The sequence below is a fragment of the Pseudomonas sp. S3(2024) genome (assembly GCF_036861315.1).
GTDB lineage: Bacteria > Pseudomonadota > Gammaproteobacteria > Pseudomonadales > Pseudomonadaceae > Aquipseudomonas > Aquipseudomonas putida_A.
Genome location: NZ_JAZAQQ010000012.1, coordinates 98,322 through 115,974 on the forward strand (window position 1 = coordinate 98,322; position 17,653 = coordinate 115,974).

The following is a 17,653-nucleotide window of genomic DNA, read 5'->3' on the forward strand; positions in this document are numbered from 1 at the left end:
TCAACTGTGGGAGCGGGCTTGCTCGCGAAGGCACCGAATCAGGCAACCTCAATCCGGCTGAAACGGCGAAGCACTCAAAATTACCCCGGTCTCCTCCACATATTTCTGCCAATGCCCGATCAAGCTGTTGAGCTTGTCCGGCTGACTCGACGCCAGATCATGAATTTCCCCCGGATCGCTGCTCAGGTCATACAGCTGCCAGGTCGCCGGCCCCACCGGCCCGGGGATCCACACGGCTTTCCACGACCCTTGGCGAATCGCTCGGCGGCCAAACAATTCCCAACCGGTGACGGTGTGCTCGTCATGCACCTGCGCCGTCTCGCCAGACAAAAAGCCCAGCCACGATTTACCGCGCAGCGGCGCCACCGGTTTGCCGTGCCATTGCTTGCAAGGATGGCGCACGCCGGCCAGATCGAGAATCGTCGGGGTGATGTCCATCACCGTGCCGAAGCCGTGGCTGATCTGCCCTTTGATTGGCAATTGCGGATAGTGCAGCAGCGCCGGTACGCGAATCCCGCCTTCGGTGGTGAACGCCTTGAACAGCCGTGACGGCGCCGTCGCCACCTGCGCCCAGCTCGGCCCGTACCAGACGTAGGAATTGGCGCGGCCGATGTTGTCGAGGCTGTTGTCGTAATGCTGATTGAGGTAAGTCAGCAGTTCCGGGCCGAACTTGGGGAACGCTTCCAGCAGCGCGCCTTCGGCGCCGTTATCGGACATGAACAGGATGAAGGTGTTATCGAGTTGGCCCTGCTGGCGCAGGTAATCGACCACCCGGCCGATGTTCCAGTCCATGCGCTCGACCATGGCCGCGTAGACCTCCATGGCCCGCGCAGAAATCTGTCGCTGCTCAGCGCTCAGCGCAGCCCATTGCGCATTCAGTTGAATCAGTGGATGCGGCTCGACATCCGGCTCGATCAGGCCCAGCGCCTTGAGTTTTTCCAGGCGCTCCAGACGCAAGACTTCGGGACCGGCGTCGTAGCGGCCACGGTATTTTTCGACCACCTCGGCCGGTGCCTGCAACGGCCAGTGCGGTGCGGAGAAGGGCAGGTAAGCGAAGAACGGCCGGCTCTGATCGCGCTCCTTGAGGTACTGCAGCAGCTTGTCGCCGAAGGCGTCCGACGAGTAGAAATCCTTGGGCAGCTCATCGATAAAGGTGTCGTCTTCGATGTACAGCGCCGGAGTCGATTTCAGCAGGCCAGGGGTGTGTTCATCGTAGGTCGGCTCGAAACCATAGTGGTTGGCCGCACCCGGTAGCAGCGAGAACGAACGTTCGAAACCGCGGGCCTGCGGCGCCAGTTCAGCGGTCAGGCCGAGGTGCCATTTGCCGCTCATCAACGTCTGGTAACCGGCCTCGCGCAGCAGCTCGGGCAGGGCCACAACGCGGTCGTTGAGGTAGCCTTCGTAACCCGGTTTGCCGATCAGCTCCGGGGTCAGCGCTTCGGCCATGGTGCCGATGCCGGCGATGTGGTGGTCGGTGCCGGTCAGCAGCATCGAGCGGGTTGGCGAGCAGGTCGGAGCGGTGTGGAAATCGGTCAGGCGCAGGCCGTTATTGGCCAGGGCATCGAGGTTCGGCGTGGCGATTTCGCCACCGAAGGCGCCGATGTCGGAGAAGCCGAGATCGTCGGCCAGAATCACCAGAAAGTTGGGGCGTTGCGGCATCGAAAAGCTCCTCTCAGCAGGCAATGAACGACAGCGGCAGATCGCGGATCTGGACCGGCAGGCTCGGTTGGTAATGGTCGTCACTGGTCAGTTCGTGCAGCAGCTCTTCGCGCAGCTGATGGAAGTCGAAACTGCTGCGCTGACGCGGGTGCGGCAAGGCGATGTCGACCACTTGCTTGATCCGTCCCGGACGCGGCTCCATCACCACCACGCGATCGGCGAGAAAGATCGCTTCTTCGACGTCGTGGGTGACGAGGATCGTGGTGATTTTCGCCCGGTCGCGGATCGCCAGCAGTTCGTCCTGCATCTGCTGGCGGGTCAGCGCATCGAGTGCGCCGAAGGGTTCGTCGAGCAGCAGAATCCGTGGGCTGGCGACCAGTCCACGGGCAATCGCCACGCGCTGGGCCATGCCGCCGGAGAGCTGGTGCGGATAGGCGCGGGTGAAATCGCGCAGGCCGACCAGATCGATGAAATCGTTGATGCGCTGCTGCTTTTCGGCGGTGCTCAGCGGCTCGTTGACCAGGCCCAGACCGATGTTGTCGGCCACGGTCAGCCACGGGAACAGCCGATGCTCCTGAAACACGATGCCGCGCTCGCCGCCGATGCCGTTGACGGCTTTGCCATCGACGCTGATCTGCCCGCGAAACTGCGTATCCAGACCCACCAGCAAACGCAGCAAGGTGGATTTGCCGCAACCGCTGGACCCGACGATGGCGACAAATTCGCCCTCGGCGATGTCGAGGTTGAATTCGCGAATCGCCTCCAGTTCGAAACCGTCAACGTCGAAGGATTTGCCTACATGGGTGAAGCTGACAATCGGTGCGTTCATGCGTGTCTCCAGCGAGTAGCGCGAATTTCCAGGCGTTGGCCGATGAGGTTGAGCAGGGCGCCGGTGAGGCCGACCAGCAGCATCCCGGCCATGATCAGGTCCATGCGCAGCAGTTGTTGGGCGCCGATCATCTGGCTGCCGATGCCGCCGTTGGACGGCATGAAATATTCGGCGCCGATGGTGCCGAGCCAGGCGTAGATCAGACTCAGGCGCAGCCCGGCGAAAATCCCCGGCGCCGCACCCGGCAGCACCAGACGACGCAGGCGCTGGCCGAGGCTCAGGCGCAGCACCTGCGCGGCTTCGTTGAGTTGTGGCGAGAGGTTGGCGACGCTGCGCTGGGTGGCGATGAACAGCGGGAAAAACGCGGCGAGGGCGACGAACACCCACTTCGCCAATTCACCCAATCCGAACCACGCGGTGAGCAGCGGCACCCAGGCGAAAATCGCGATCTGGCGAATGGCGGCGAGAGTCGGGCCGAGCAGCCGTTCGCTGGTGCGCGACAGACCCAGCAACAGGCCGAGGGCGAAACCGAGTCCGCCGCCCAGCAGCAACCCGCCAAGGGTACGACCGAGGCTCAAGGCCATGCCGCTGATCAGCGTGCCGTCGAGCAGACCGTTCCTGGTCGTTTCCAGTACCGCCAGCGGGCTGACCAGGATGTTCGCATCGACCCACTGCTGATCGCTCGCCACTTGCCAGACGCCAATCAGGCTCAGGGGCAACAGCCACGGTTGCAGCCTCTGCCAGCCTTGATAGTGCGGGCCACGGCGGATTTCCGCAGTCGCCGGGTGCGGCCAGTGCACCAGTTTGCGGTCGAGAAAACCGATGCCGCGATCCATCGCTACACCGAGCACACCGATGACCACGATGCACACGAACACGATGTCGAGCATGAACAGTTGCCGTGCCCAGACCATCAGGTAGCCGATGCCTTCGCTGGACGCCAACAGCTCCACCGCCAGCAATGAAGTCCAGCCTGCGGCCAGGGCCAGACGCACGCCGGCCATGAACGCCGGCAGTGCGGCAGGCAACACCAGACGCCGGATCAGCAAGTACGACGGCAGGCGCAGTACGGCGGCGGCTTCGCGCAGTTTCGGTTGCGCATCACGAACGCCGACCAGGGTGTGCAGGGTCACCGGCACCACGATGGCCTTGATCAGCACCACCAGTTTCAGCACTTCGCCGATGCCGAAAAACACCATGAACAGCGGAATCCACGCCAGCGTCGGTACCTGTGCCAGACCGGCGAACGTCGGGAAGACCAGGCGTTCGAGGCGACGGCTGAAGCCCAGCGCGGCACCCAGCAGCGCACCCGCTGAGATCCCTGCCAGCAAGCCCCAGAGCAGACGTTGCAGGCTGATCCACAAATGACTCCACAACTCGCCCTGGGACAGCTCGATGGCGCTGTTCCACACCAGCGATGGCGCCGGCAGGATCTGCTCGCTCATCCATTGATTGCGTGCGGCCAGCCACCACAGAGCGAACAGGCTGATCGGCAACAGCCATGGCAACAGACGTTGGTTGAGGCTCGGCCACGCGCGCCGGCTTTTCAGAGGTGGCGCGGGCAGCGGCAGGCTGAGCAGGGAATCACGGGCCATGGGTGACCTCCGTTGTCGGGTTGCATGGCGAACCGCTGTGCCTGTGTGGGAGTGGGCTGGCTCACGAAGACGGAGTGTCAGGCACCGATGATGGTGAATGACACGGCCTCTTCGCGAGCAAGCCCGCTCCCACAATTGGCTAGCGGTATATGCAAAATCGATCTATAAAAATTTAAATCAATTCTATTGAGAGATAAGCAAGACCATTTAAGGCTTGCAGCGCGACGCGCATCCAATGCATTCGAAGAATATTTTCGATGCTGTTAATGCATACGCCGCTGCAGCCCGCGTGATTTCACGCTTAGCGCTAAAGGCTATAAAAATGTGCATTTATAGTATTTAAGCGAAGGTCATGCTTCGGCCTACTTTCGGCTCCTCAACGCCTGTCGTGATCAAGGAGCCGAACCCATGAACCTTCCCTTCAAACGAGTCTTCAGTCTGTTTGCCATTCCGGCACTGGCGGGCCTGCTGGCGTTTAACGCGCAGGCTGACGAACTCAAGGAAATCAGGATCGCCGTGCCTGACCTGAGCGCCGGCACCCAGCACAGCGGCGGCGGTGTGGTGGACGTGCTGCGTGACCAGCAGATCTTCGAAAAAGCCTTCGCCGATCAGGGCATCAAGATTCAGTGGAGCTTCTTCAAGGGTGCCGGGCCGGTGATCAACGAGGCGTTTGCCAACGGTCAGGTCGATCTGGCATATCTGGGCGACCTCGCGGCGATCATCGGCAAGTCCAATGGCCTCGACACGCGTTTGCTCAGCGCCAGTGCGCGCGGCGTGAAACAGTATCTGGGCGTGGTGCCGGGGTCGGGGATAAAGACACTGCAGGATCTGAAAGGCAAGCGCGTGGCGATCTTCCGTGGCACCGCCACGCAGCTGTCGTTTGATGCGGCGCTGGCCAGTCAGGGCTTGAGCGAGAAGGACCTGAAAGTGATCAATCTCGACTTCAGCGGCGCGGTCGCGGCACTGGCGGCGAAACAGATCGACGCGTCGTGGGGCAGCTCAGGGCTGACGGCGCTGCAAGCCAAGGGGCTGGCGGAGTTGCCGCTGAACACCAAGGATCTGGGTGGTGCCGGTAGTGTGCAATCGGTGCTGGTCGGCACCGGCAAGTTTGTCGACGGGCACCCGGAGGTCGTGGCCAAACTGCTCAAGGCGCAGCAGCAGGCGGTGGAGTGGTTGACTCAGGACAGCAACAAGGCTGCCTACGTGCAACTGGTGTCGGGGCTGGCAAGTTATCCACCGGTGATCCTGACCCAGGACCTGGCGGATCAGAAACTCAGCGAAGTGTTCCCGTCGACGCTGGACCCGGTGTTCCTCGGCAAATTGCAGGACTCGGTAGACCTGGCGGCGCAGCAGAAGCTGATTCGCAAGCCGTTCAAGGTCAGTGATTGGGTGGCGCCTGAACTGGCGGCGGCCAAGCTCTGAATCTCCAGTGTCTGGACGGGCCTCTTCGCGAGCAAGCCCGCTCCCACAGTGGATCGGCGTGAATACAAAATCTGTGTTCACCACAATTCACCGTGGGAGCGGGCTTGCTCGCGAAGGCGTCCTCAAACCGCGACGCAGACTTCCTGCTTATCCACCGCCACCAATGTCTCGATCATCGCTCTTGCTGCCGGCGACAAGCGAAATCCTGTGCGACTGACAATCCCGCAGCGCGCGTTCATGCTCTCCAGGTTCTGCGGCAGATTGCGCCAGTGCAACAGCGCCAGCGAACCCTGAGCAATGTCCTCGTAAAACGCCTCTTCCGTACCGATGCCGATGGCATTCGATTGCAGCACCACTTTCACCAGCGCCGGGAAATGCTCGGTCTCGATGGTCGGGGAAAAATCGATCCGGCCGCTGAGGTTCGCCAGCAGTTTGCGAATCCCCGGCGGGATCAATGTGGTCGCCAGCGGGTAGTCGAACATGTCGTTGGTCGACAAGCTCTCCTTGGCCAGCAGCGGGTGCCCGGGCCGGCAGAAAAACACCCCGCGCTTGGGCGTAAGGGCCTGGGTCTGGAAGTTTGGATCGGCCTCGAAATGGCGGATGTCGGCGATGAAGAATTCGATCTCTTCGCGGCTCAGCGCGCGGCTGAGCTTTTCCCAGTTATCCACCTGAAAACAGGTGCGTACTTTCGGGTGCGCGTTGATGAATTGCGCCACCGCATCCGGGACCAGTTTCACCGCTGGCGCCGGGCCGCAACCAAAGTGCAGCTCCCCGGCATCAAGCTTGGTCATTTGCGTCACTTCAGCGCTGAGCAACGCCGCGCCCTGCACCAGGGTCAGGGCGTGTTGCAGCACCACCTGGCCTTCGGGTGTCGGGCGCAGATCCTTGTTGCCGCGATCCACCAGCACGCAGCCGAATTCTTGCTCCAGCCCTTGAATGCTGCGGCTGAACGCCGGTTGAGTGATGCCCATCGCGTCCGCCGCACGGACAAAACTGCGGTGTTCGTTGAGGGCGATGAAGTAGCGCAACTGGCGAAGATCCATATGCTTTCCCGGCATCCTAAAAATAGCTCGAAGGCATTTGCGACGAGGGTTGCTTGAGGTTTTAAATGCAAGCTCTTATTCCGTCAACGAAGCATGTGAATATCTATTAGATGTAAATGGAATATAGATAGAGCCATGTTTCGCTGTCGCCCAACCGCAAGCAGTCGATGAGGGTCTACCCATGAGCAATGCCGCACTCGCTGTAAAACCTGCTGTCCACGCGCTGGAAATCCATCCGGTGGCCGGCCGTATCGGCGCCGAGATTCGTGGCGTGCACCTGTCCGGTGAACTGGACGCCGCCACGGTCGAAGCCATTCAGCAAGCGCTGATCCAGTACAAGGTGGTGTTTTTCCGCGAGCAGACCCAGCTCGACGATCAGCGCCAGGAAGCCTTCGCCCATCTGCTCGGCGAGCCGGTGGCGCATCCGACCGTACCGGTGCGTGAGGGCACGCGGTATCTGCTGGAGCTGGACGGGGCCGAGGGCCAGCGCGCCAACTCCTGGCACACCGACGTGACCTTCGTCGACGCCTACCCGAAAGCCTCGATCCTGCGCTCGGTGGTGGCGCCGGCCTTCGGTGGCGACACCCTGTGGGCCAACACCGCGACCGCCTACAACGAACTGCCGAGCGAACTGCGCGAGCTGGCGGACAAACTGGTCGCCGTACATAGCAACGAATACGACTACGCCGGGGCCAAGCCGGACGTGTCGGCGGAGAAGTTGGAGCGCTATCGCAAGGTCTTCACCTCGACCGTCTACGAGACCGAGCATCCGGTGGTGCGTGTGCATCCGATCAGCGGCGAGAAAAGTTTGTTGCTGGGGCACTTCGTCAAACGCATCAAGGGTTATTCGCAAGCCGATTCGGCACATTTGTTTGGCCTGTTGCAGAGCCATGTGATCCGTCAGGAAAACACCGTGCGCTGGCGCTGGAAGGCGGGTGATGTGGCGATCTGGGATAACCGTTCGACTCAGCATTATGCGATTGATGATTACGGCACTCAGGATCGCATCGTGCGGCGGGTGACGCTCAAGGGTGAAGTGCCGGTTGGGGTGAATGGGCAGCGCAGTCAAACAATCAAAGGACTTGATATCGGCGGCGTCTGATCGGGCCTCTTCGCGAGCAAGCCCGCTCCCACAGTGGAGGTGTGTTGAACACGATGGATGTGAACAACATATGGCCCTGTGGGAGCGGGCTTGCTCGCGAAGCTTTTGATTCACCAAACGCCAATCTGCACGACTTTCTCGGTCTCCGGCTCGCCATAGCGAAACCGCTGCCCGCGCAAATCAATCTCCTGATGACTGATCGTGGTCCGCCGCTTCAAGCCGCGCACCCACTCGAACAGATACCCCGCATGCTCCTCGCGCACCGCCGCGTAGGCCGGATCCTCACCCAGATCGCGCAGCTCCTGCGGATCATTCAGCAGATCAAACAACTGCGGCCGGAAGCCGTCGTACGCCAGGTATTTCCAGCGCTCGCTGCGCACCATGGTCATGCGGCAACGGTCGATCGGCTGGCCAAGTCGCTCGCGTGCCGGGGCCTGAAAGGCGTAGTCGTATTCGCTGATGGCGTAGCGGCGCCAGTCGGGATTTTCCCCGTGCAACAGCGGGATCAGCGAGTGTCCTTCCAGCCGATGCTCGGCGCCCGCAAGGCCCAGCGCCTGGAGAAACGTTGGCAAGGCATCAATGGTTTCCGCCAGCCGCTCATCCACCGTGCCCCGAGTGATGTCCGCCGCGGCGCGCGGGTCGCGCACGATCAGGGGCACGCCCACTGCCTGTTCCAGCAAAAACTCCTTCTCGCCCAGCCAGTGGTCGCCGAGAAAGTCGCCGTGATCGCTGGTGAACACGATCAAGGTGTCATCCCAACGACCGTTGCTCTGCAGAAAATCGAACAGCCGCCCGAGCTGATCATCCACTTGCTTGATCAGGCCCATGTAGGTGGGGATTACATTCAATCGTACTGAATCACGGGAGAAGTTGAGGCTTTCCTCATGCTGGCGAAACGCCGCGTATACGGGGTGTTTGCTCGCTTCGGAGGGCGTCGCGCGGACCGGTTCGAGAATCGATTTCGTACTGTACAAGGCGTGGTATGGCGCCGGTACGATGTAGGGCCAGTGCGGTTTGATGTAGGAGAGGTGTAAACACCAGGATTTCTCACCTTGCTCGGTGATGAAGTCGATGGCTCGATTTGTAGTGTAGACAGTCTCTGAGAACTGCTCGGGAATTCGCGCTGGCAAATGCGCATGACGCATCTGCCAGCCGCTGAGGATTTCGCCGTTCTCGCCTTCGGCGGCGTTGGCCCAGTCGTGCCAGGGGTTGCGCCCGTCGAAGCCCTGCTCGCGCAGGTAATGGGTGTAGGGCGCGGATTCGCGCTTGTCGTCGAACAGTGGGTCGTCGGGGAAGATCCCGTCGTGGCGAAAGTACGGCTCGAAACCGACCTCGTTGAGCACCTCGGCCTGCGCGCTGTCCGGGTTGATTGCCAGACGCTGCAAGGCGTCGACATTGGCCGTGGCGTGGGTCTTGCCGACCAGCGCGGTGCGAATGCCGTGAGGGCGCAGGTAATCGCCGATCGTCAGTTCTTCCAGCGGCAACGGCACGGCGTTCCATGCGACCTGATGGCTGCTGACGTAGCGCCCGGTGTAGGCCGACATCCGCGACGGGCCGCAGATCGTGCCCTGGGTGTAGGCACGGCTGAAGCGCACGCCTGCGGCGGCCAGGCGATCGATGTTCGGCGTGTGCAGATGCGGATGACCGTAGCAGGACAGGTAATCGCGGCGCAGCTGATCGCACATGATGTACAGCACATTGCGCACAGGGTTTTGCGGGTTGGACATGGGGTTCATCGGTCAGAAAGACAGGCGAGGGTTTTCGCTTTCGGCGGGGGTGTTCGGCAAGTGCATTTGGGGAATGGGTTTTATGCAGTGGATGCATCGGTGCCTGTGGCGATGCCTTCGCGAGCAAGCCCACTCCCACAGGAGTACGCGTTCCAAATGTGGGAGCGGGCTTGCTCGCGAAGGCGGTGGATCAGACTGCAAAATTCTCCAGCGAACACACCTCCTCATCCACCGCATCAATTGCCTTGATCTGCTCAATCATCGCCTCGGCCAGCGGCGACAACCGATACCCCGCGCGACTGACAATCCCGTAGCGCGTGTACAGCTCCTCCAGATCATCCGCCAGGCCGTCGATCCGCAAACATACCAGCTCACCCTTGGCCTGATGCAGCGCATCGGAATACGCCCCGACAATGCCGATCGCATCCGAACGCAGCACCACGCTGAGCAGGCTCGAGCTGTTTTCGCATTCCACATTTGGCGTGAAATCCGGGCGACCGCTGAGGTCGACGATGACCTTGCGCAAGTTCGGCGGACGAATGCTCACCGCCAGTGGATAGCTCATCAATTGTTCGGCCGAAACCCGTTCAAGTGCCGCTAACGGATGCCCGGCACGGCAACAGAAATGCCATTTGCGCGGCCGCAAGCGATACGTCAGGTAATCCGGATCGGCTTCGAAGTGCCGGGTGTCGGCGACGAAGAATTCGAATTCCTCATTGAGCAGGCGTTTGCTCAGGCTCTGCCAGTCATCGACCTGAAATTGCACCCGCGCTTTCGGGTAGCGCCCGATGAACGCGCCGATCGCGCGCGGGATCAATCCGGCTGCCGGCGCCGGGCCGCAACCGAAGCGCAGCTCGCCGGCTTCCAGACCATTGAACTGACTGATCTCGTTGGCCATCTGCTGTGCGCCGCTGACCAGTCGGCGTGCATGTTCGAGCAGTACCTGACCCTGTTTGGTCGGCGGCAGGTCCTTGCGCCCACGATCGACCAGCTGACAGCCGACGCTGTGTTCCAGCGCCTGAATGCTGCGGCTGAACGCCGACTGCGACAGGTTCACCGCCTGCGCGCCGGCGACGAAGCTGCGTTGTTCGGCGAGGGCGATGAAGTGTCGAAGTTGGCGCAAGTCGATATGCATTTTTCACATAAAAAATATCCGGGAAATGCATTGGATATGCATTAGGTCGACTCCTTATAAAGGCAATCTCTTATGCAGTAAATATTTGTAAATCCATAAATAAATAACTGAAAAGAATATGCAGTACTGAAGATGTCTGTGTGTTTTTTGACCAGGAGCCGCGCCATGAGTCCGTTGAACCTTGCGTCACCCTTAACGCCACGACGGCTCAAACGCCTGCCTCTGGCCCTGTTGCTGGCGGGGAGCGCCAGCTGGACTCACAGCTACGCCGCCGAGGCCGAAGCACCGCCACCGGCGCCGGCCGGCAAACCGGCGGCCAACAGCTCGCAGCTGGAAACCGTGACCGTCACCACGCGCCGGCGCGAAGAAAGTTCGCAAGACGTGCCGACGCCGATGAGCGTGGTCAGCGGGCAGAATCTGGAGACGCAGCGGGTCTACCGGATTCAGGATTTGCAGCAACTGGTGCCGAGCGTCAACGTCGCCTACATGCACGCGCGCCAGTCCAGCGTGTCGATTCGTGGACTGGGCAACAACCCGGCGAGCGACGGCCTGGAAGGCAGCGTCGGTCTGTACATCGATAACGTGTATCTGGGCCGTCCGGGGATGGCGGTGTTCGACCTGATGGACATCGAACAGCTCGAAGTCCTGCGCGGGCCGCAGGGCACGCTGTTCGGCAAGAACACCACCGCCGGGGTGATCAACATCAGCACCCGCGCGCCGACCTTCACCCCTGAGCGCAGCATCGAAACCTCGTTCGGCGAGGACGGCTACTTCCAGACCAAGGGCACCATTTCCGGGCCGCTCAACGATCAACTGGCCGGACGCTTTTCGGCCTATCGCACCCGCAGCGACGGCGACATCAAGAACGAATACAACGGCCATGACCTGAACGGTGGCTCGCGCGATGGCTTCCGCGCGCAGTTGCTGTTCAAGCCCAACGAAGATTTCAATCTGCGCTGGATCGGCGATTACAACGAAGAGGACTCCAGCGCCGGCACCCGCGTGCTGTACAACACCGGGCCGACCATCAACGGCGTCAACCTCTACCAATCGCGGGCCAATGCCGCCGGCGCGACGCTGGTCAACGGCTCGCACCGCAAGGTCAATCTGGACAACGACCAGCACGTCACCGTGCATCAGGGCGGCACGTCGGTGGAGGCCAACTGGACGCTGCCGAGCGATTTCACCCTGACCTCGATCAGCTCCTATCGCTTCTGGAATTTCACCCCGGCCAACGACGACGGTCTCAACGTCGCGGCGACCTACAATGCCGGGGTTTCGGTCGAAGACAAACAGTACTCGCAGGAATTTCGCCTGGCCTCGCCCAAGGGCGAGTTCTTCGATTACGTGGTGGGCGCTTACTACTTCGGCTCGGATCTGGACAACAAATCCTTCGCCTATTACGGCCCGCAGGCCGACATCTGGAACGGCACGCCACGCGGTGCCCTGGCCAACGTCGGCAGCGTCGGCAACGGCCACATCAAGACCGACAGCTTCGCCCTGTTCGCCCAAGGCACCTGGCACCTCACCGAGCGCCTGGACTTCACTGCCGGGGTGCGTGGCACCTATGAAGAGAAGAACGCCTGGGTCACCCGCGATGCGCCGGTCGGTGGCGCCACTGTCACCGGTGCAGCGGCCACGGCACGCCGCGGACGCACTGGCGCCTACGATTCCGGCGATCTCAATCAGTACAGCTCAAGCCCCTCCGGATTGCTCAACCTCAGCTATCGCATCACCGATGATCTGCTCGGTTACGCCACGCTGTCCCACGGCGAAAAATCCGGTGGGGTGAACCTCGCAGTGGGTTCGGCGCCAACCGCCGGCGCCGACTCGCTGCTGATCGGCACCGAACGCGCGAACAACGCCGAACTCGGTTTCAAAAGCACCTTGTGGGACCGGCGTCTGCAGCTCAACGCCAACGTTTTCTGGACTCAGGTCAACGCCTATCAGACCAACGCCTACGACGACCTCAACCGCGTGCAATACCTGACCAACGCCGGCTCGGTGCGCTCGCGCGGCGTCGAATTTGAAAGCACGGTGATCCCGTTGCGCGGCCTGACCCTGAACTTCAACGGCTCGTACAACGACGTCAGCTACCTCTCGTACAAAGATGCACCGTGCCCGCCGGAAGTCAGCCAGGCACCGGGCGCACCGGCCTCTTGCGACCTCAGCGGCCACCAGGTGGTCGGCGCGTCGAAATGGATCGGCAACGCCAACGGCAAATACGAATGGAATCTGGCCAACGGTCTGCAACCCTACGTCACCGGCAGTTACGCGTTCCGCTCCAAAGCGGTGGGCACGGTCGAGGATTCCGATTACGGGCAGATCCCGAGCTACGCGGTGGTCAACCTGTCCACCGGTCTGCGCGGCGATTTCAATCAGGGCCAGTGGGACGTTTCGCTGTGGCTGAAAAACGCCTTCGACAAGACCTACTACACGACCCTGTGGACCGGCGGCAACGGCGGTTATGAAGGCCTGCTCGGTACGCCGCGCACCCTTGGCGTTACCGGTCGCTACGACTTCTGATCTGTCATTCAAGGAGCTGCATCATGTTGCCAGGCAAAACCGCTTTAGCGCTGTTGTTATCCGGCGCAGCGTTGAGTACCACGGTGTTCGCCGCACCCAGCGTGTACCCGACCGGCGTCACCCGTTACGACCCGGACAAGGCGTTCAATCAGTACGTGATCTTCAGTGGTGCCGACAAGCAGACGCACCTGATCGACATGAACGGCAACGAGGTGAAAACCTGGCCGCAGGCGGGGTTTCCGTCGGCGATCATCGACCCGCAACTGGTCGGCGGCGAGCGCGGGCATGTGCTGTTGCAACTGAGCGACAAGGATCCGGGCAAGCTCGGCTCCGCCGGTAACGGCCTGGGCAATCAGAGCGTCGGCGAGCTGGACTGGAACGGCAAAGTGGTCTGGCAGTGGGGCGACAAGGCGCCCGGCGGCGCAGCGCAGCAACACCATGATCAGCGGCGCCTGAGCAACGGCAACACCGTGGTGCTGGCGAACAAGGTGCACAAGGTCAAAGGCTTCAAAGTGCCCGAGGTGATCGACGATGCGATCTACGAAGTCAGCCCCGACGGGCAGGTGAAATGGCAGTGGCTGGCCTCGGAACACCTCAACGAATTCGGCTTCACCCAGGAGCAACTGAAGCTGGTGCGCGCCAGCGACAACCCGGATTACCTGCACATCAACAACCTCAGCGTGGTCGGGCCGAACAAGTGGTTCGATGCCGGGGACAAGCGCTTCAATCCAGATAACCTGTTGCTCGATTCACGCAACGCCAACTTCATCGCGATCATCGACAAACACAGCGGCAAAGTGGTCTGGCGCCTCGGCCCGAACCTGCCGCTGATCAACCCGAAAACCGCACAGAAACTGCCGCGTCCGGTGGATCAATTTGTCGGCCAGCACGACGCGCACATCATCCCTGCCGGGCTGCCCGGTGCGGGCAACCTGCTGGTGTTCGACAACCAGGGTTCGGCGGGGTATCCGAACGTCACCCTCGGGCTTATTTCCGGCTCGCGAGTGCTGGAAATCGACCCGCAGAAAAATGAAATCGTCTGGCAGTACAGCGCGGCGAATTCGAAGCAGCCGGGGTGGGCGTTCTATAGCTCGTTCATCAGCAGCGCGCGACGTTTGCCCAACGGCAATACGCTGATCGACGAAGGCATGAACGGGCGCTTTTTCCAGGTTACGGCCGGCGGCGAAAACGTCTGGGAATACGTCAGTCCTTATCTGGGTAAAGCACCGGGCAGCGACGCGATCAGCAACTGGGTCTATCGGGCGTTGCCCGTGAGTTACGACTGGGTGCCGAAGGGTACGCCGCGCTCCGAGACCGCCGTGATTGCCCCGACATCGGCAGTGCAGCAGACCAGTGCCAGTCGTTAGTTGAAAAGGAATTAATGCTCGAATGAATGGCGATAAGTTATGTGCGGTTTGAATACTGCTTATTGCAATTTCGTTGAAAAGTCGCGTGGACAATAAGTGAATGGCCAACCATCCTGAGTGTCGTGAGTTTCCAGGAGGGAACTTGCTCTCATCGGAAGACACTTATCCAACGATAAAGGAAATCACGTTATGTCGAGCATTAATGGCAATTATGTAAACGCTAACGCTGGCGCCAAACTGACGATTACCGATGGCAACGATTCCAGCGGCACCTTCAGCGGCAAGTTCAGTCAGAACGGCGTGAACTACGACATCGCTTACGGGCATTACCATTTCCAGAACAGCACCGGGCAGCCTACGATCATCACCTTCGCGGCTCTGAATGACGGCACCGGTTATCAATCCTGGACGCTGTTCTCGCCGGATCACAACTACTCAAAAGTTCGTGCGGTGGGTTCGCGTACCAACTTTGATGGTGATGTTGTTGGCCTGGCTGGAGAGTTTGTTAAACAGTAATTTTGTGTCACAAAAAAGCCGTCATGCTATTGAGCCTGGCGGCTTTTTTCTTACATGAAATAAGTCATTTTCATGTTGGTTGTGTTTCCTGTGGATGACAGCGTTTGCTGGCGTCTGATTCTAAGCTCGAGGTGAACTCAATCATTCGAGCAGGACGCTTACATGCAAAACGCGCTTTATTCCAACACCCTCGATGGGCCCTCTCTGACCATTGTCGATTCCGATGACCGCACCGGGGTCTTCGGCGGCACGTTGCATCACCAAGGCATCAACTACGGCATTGTCAGTGGCCGTTATGCCAGCCTCAACGGCTACCAGCCGCCAACCGTGGTCACGCTGATTGCCAATAACCAGGATCACGGTTATTTCGCCCTGACCCTGTTCTCGCCAAGTCGCGGCACTCATGAACTGCAGGGGCACTGCGTGCGCGTTACCTATGACGGCGTGGTCAGCAGCCTGCCGGGCGACTTCGTTCGCCACGCATGAGGCGCAGCCAGCGCCAGATTTCTTCGCAAACACAAGCAAGGATGCTGCACATGTCCACGATCAATGGCGTTTATCGTCATGAACCTTCAGATACAACCTTGACCCTGACCGAGGGCGATGACCGCACCGGCAGTTTCACCGGCACGTTGTCCGTGTCCGGCACCGATTACCCGATCGCATTTGGCAATTTTCATTTCAGGCATGGCTTTTCAACAGGCCCGGTCGCTATCTCTTTCAATACGCTGACGGCCGATGGCACGGCGCAAGCCTGGGTGATGTTTTCGCCCGATCACGCCTACACACGCTTGCGGTCAATGGGCAGCGCGGCGGACATGATGGGCAACACCGGGTTGAATGGCCTGGAATTCATCCGGCAAAACCGCTGAAGAAGCGCGAAATGAGCGGGTTTCGCATGCCTTCGCCGAATATTTTTCATGCTTGAAAAGCATTGTAAATTCAGCCCTCGGCGCCAGGCCTTGCAGGCCGTGGCTTTGCGACAATCTACGAAAACCTATATTCGTAAAAAATCTAAACACATCGATAAAAGTTACTTTCGGAGATAAGCGATTGCTCCAATGATTCACCCAACGACCGGTCGCCCGGGGGATGTTTGCGGCGACCTGTCGGGTACTTCGCAAAAAGACCGCAGGGAGTGAATCAATGGGCAATGTCCAGACCGCCGCCAGCGCACAGGAATTGCTGTGGCGTCAGACGCCGAGTGGCGAATTGGTCGATCTCGGCCGGCCGCATCGTGTGCCGCTGGGGCAGTTGCGTTTGCAGCGTGCGCCCAAGGGCATTCTGAGCCGCCGTGAAACCATTCTGCTCGGCGTGCTGGCGCTGCTGGTGCACGGTGCGGTGATCTACTGGATCAACCAGCATCCGACGCCGGCGTTGCCGATCGTGCCGCCGGAAATTCCGCCGATGACCATCGAGTTTTCGCGGCCGGCGCCACCCGCGCCACCAGTGGTCGAACCGCCGCCACCGGCAACGGTCGTTGAGCCACCGCCGCCGGTTGAAGACGAGTTGGCGGTGAAGCCTCCGCCACCCAAACCGATTCCCAAACCCAAGCCGAAACCGGTGGCCAAACCGGTGCCGAAACCGGCGCCCAAAGCTGTTGAACAACCGCCCGCGCCGCCGCAACCGGCCGCTCCGGTTGCCGCCCCGGCACCGCCCGCCCCACCGGCTCCCGCGCCAGTGACACCGGCCTCGGCCAACGCCGCGTATTTGAAGAACCCGGCGCCGGAATATCCGTCGCTGGCCCAGCGTCGCGGCTGGGAAGGCACGGTGTTGTTAAGGGTGCACGTGTTGGCCAATGGCAAACCGGGCGAGATCCAGATTCAGAAAAGCAGTGGTCGGCAACAGCTCGACGATGCGGCACTCAATGCCGTCAAACAGTGGAGCTTCGTGCCGGCCAAGCAGGGTGATGTCGCCCAGGACGGCTGGGTCAGCGTGCCCATCGATTTCAAGATTCATTAAACCGAAACCTATTCGCGCTAAATGTTTACACGAGGGAATACATCATGACGTTACTGGCCTCTCCACTGGAATCCATCGAAAGCGCGGTGATCTGGCTGCTGGTGGTTTTTTCCGTTGCCACCTGGGGACTGGCGCTGCTCAAGGCTGTGCAGTTTGGTCGTCTGAAGGCGCAGGATCGCAAGTTTCATAAACGCTTCTGGGCGGCCTCGAGTCTGGATTCCGCCGCCGAGTTGAGCGAAACCCAACCCGGCGCGGCGGCCCGGGTGGCACAAGCCGGTTACGCGGCGATTCAGGTGGGCGAGGCGCCGCAGGCCAATGACCTGAGTCAGGCGATCAACCATCAGGATCGGTTGGAGCGTGCCCTGCGCCAGCAGATCGTCCGCGAACGGCGTTCGCTGGAAACCGGTCTGGCGGTGGTCGCGAGTATTGGTAGTACGTCGCCGTTCATTGGTCTGTTCGGCACGGTGTGGGGAATCATGGAGGCGCTCAAAGGCATCAGCGCGGCAGGCTCGGCGAGCCTGGAAACCGTCGCCGGTCCGATTGGCGCGGCACTGGTCGCCACCGGTGTGGGGATCGCCGTCGCGGTACCGGCGGTGCTGGTTTACAACTACTTTTTGCGTCGTCTGAAACTGACGGCGGCGGACCTGGATGACTTCGCCCACGACTTCTACAGCCTGGCGCAAAAGAGCTCGTTTCGCGTGCTGATCCACCCGACGGCGCACAAGGTCGCGGCACCGGGCAACGCGACAAAAGTGAAGGAGGCGTCCTGA

At 60.8% G+C, this 17,653-nt stretch carries 15 protein-coding genes; 9 read left to right on the top strand and 6 right to left on the bottom strand.

Annotated features, from left to right (window positions below; genetic code table 11):
* Positions 1 to 48 precede the first annotated feature (48 nt).
* The 3 genes from VLA07_RS24190 to VLA07_RS24200 are packed head-to-tail and all read right to left on the bottom strand — an operon-like array spanning position 49 to position 4,083.
* A complete protein-coding gene (locus VLA07_RS24190) occupies positions 49 to 1,659 on the bottom strand; it encodes an arylsulfatase (protein ID WP_333991938.1) in 1,611 nt (536 codons plus the stop codon).
* Between the two features lie 13 nt (positions 1,660 to 1,672).
* Complete coding sequence (locus VLA07_RS24195; RefSeq protein WP_096796901.1) at positions 1,673 to 2,488, bottom strand: ABC transporter ATP-binding protein; 816 nt, start codon at positions 2,486 to 2,488, stop codon at positions 1,673 to 1,675.
* A complete protein-coding gene (locus VLA07_RS24200) occupies positions 2,485 to 4,083 on the bottom strand; it encodes an ABC transporter permease (RefSeq protein ID WP_247268423.1) in 1,599 nt (532 codons plus the stop codon). The genes VLA07_RS24195 and VLA07_RS24200 overlap by 4 nt, the downstream gene beginning before the upstream one ends.
* A 408-nt stretch (positions 4,084 to 4,491) precedes the next feature.
* Between VLA07_RS24200 and VLA07_RS24205 the strand changes: the two genes are divergently transcribed.
* Positions 4,492 to 5,505 (top strand): ABC transporter substrate-binding protein, encoded by a 1,014-nt coding sequence (locus VLA07_RS24205; protein ID WP_123585681.1) that lies wholly within the window; start codon positions 4,492 to 4,494, stop codon positions 5,503 to 5,505.
* Between the two features lie 122 nt (positions 5,506 to 5,627).
* On the opposite strand, the gene VLA07_RS24210 is transcribed toward VLA07_RS24205, so the two are convergent.
* On the bottom strand, positions 5,628 to 6,548 hold the full coding sequence (locus tag VLA07_RS24210) for a LysR family transcriptional regulator (RefSeq protein WP_330206703.1): 921 nt from the start codon (positions 6,546 to 6,548) through the stop codon (positions 5,628 to 5,630).
* Positions 6,549 to 6,729: 181 nt separating this feature from the next.
* Here VLA07_RS24210 and VLA07_RS24215 point away from each other — a divergent pair, with 181 nt between their 5' ends.
* Positions 6,730 to 7,650 (top strand): TauD/TfdA dioxygenase family protein, encoded by a 921-nt coding sequence (locus VLA07_RS24215; protein ID WP_097086838.1) that lies wholly within the window; start codon positions 6,730 to 6,732, stop codon positions 7,648 to 7,650.
* Between the two features lie 110 nt (positions 7,651 to 7,760).
* On the opposite strand, the gene VLA07_RS24220 is transcribed toward VLA07_RS24215, so the two are convergent.
* Positions 7,761 to 9,377: an alkaline phosphatase family protein gene (locus VLA07_RS24220; protein WP_247268420.1), complete on the bottom strand. Its 1,617-nt coding sequence runs from the start codon at positions 9,375 to 9,377 to the stop codon at positions 7,761 to 7,763.
* Positions 9,378 to 9,567: 190 nt separating this feature from the next.
* A complete protein-coding gene (locus VLA07_RS24225) occupies positions 9,568 to 10,512 on the bottom strand; it encodes a LysR family transcriptional regulator (protein ID WP_247268419.1) in 945 nt (314 codons plus the stop codon).
* 165 nt (positions 10,513 to 10,677) lie between these two features.
* On the opposite strand from VLA07_RS24225, the gene VLA07_RS24230 reads away from it, so the two are divergent.
* The 7 genes from VLA07_RS24230 to VLA07_RS24260 all read left to right on the top strand — a co-directional run bounded on the left by VLA07_RS24230 (position 10,678) and on the right by VLA07_RS24260 (position 17,653).
* A complete protein-coding gene (locus tag VLA07_RS24230) occupies positions 10,678 to 13,038 on the top strand; it encodes a TonB-dependent receptor (RefSeq protein WP_247268418.1) in 2,361 nt (786 codons plus the stop codon).
* Positions 13,039 to 13,061: 23 nt separating this feature from the next.
* On the top strand, positions 13,062 to 14,405 hold the full coding sequence (locus tag VLA07_RS24235) for an aryl-sulfate sulfotransferase (RefSeq protein WP_247268417.1): 1,344 nt from the start codon (positions 13,062 to 13,064) through the stop codon (positions 14,403 to 14,405).
* A gap of 189 nt (positions 14,406 to 14,594) precedes the next feature.
* Positions 14,595 to 14,921: a hypothetical protein gene (locus tag VLA07_RS24240; protein WP_247268416.1), complete on the top strand. Its 327-nt coding sequence runs from the start codon at positions 14,595 to 14,597 to the stop codon at positions 14,919 to 14,921.
* Positions 14,922 to 15,083: 162 nt separating this feature from the next.
* Positions 15,084 to 15,407: a hypothetical protein gene (locus VLA07_RS24245; protein WP_007963450.1), complete on the top strand. Its 324-nt coding sequence runs from the start codon at positions 15,084 to 15,086 to the stop codon at positions 15,405 to 15,407.
* 50 nt (positions 15,408 to 15,457) lie between these two features.
* Positions 15,458 to 15,793, top strand: a complete 336-nt coding sequence (locus VLA07_RS24250) for a hypothetical protein (RefSeq protein WP_247268415.1) — start codon at positions 15,458 to 15,460, stop codon at positions 15,791 to 15,793.
* Between the two features lie 274 nt (positions 15,794 to 16,067).
* Positions 16,068 to 16,883, top strand: a complete 816-nt coding sequence (locus VLA07_RS24255; RefSeq protein ID WP_333991948.1) for an energy transducer TonB — start codon at positions 16,068 to 16,070, stop codon at positions 16,881 to 16,883.
* Positions 16,884 to 16,927: 44 nt separating this feature from the next.
* Entirely contained in the window at positions 16,928 to 17,653 is a 726-nt protein-coding gene (locus VLA07_RS24260) for a MotA/TolQ/ExbB proton channel family protein (protein ID WP_027611170.1), read from the top strand.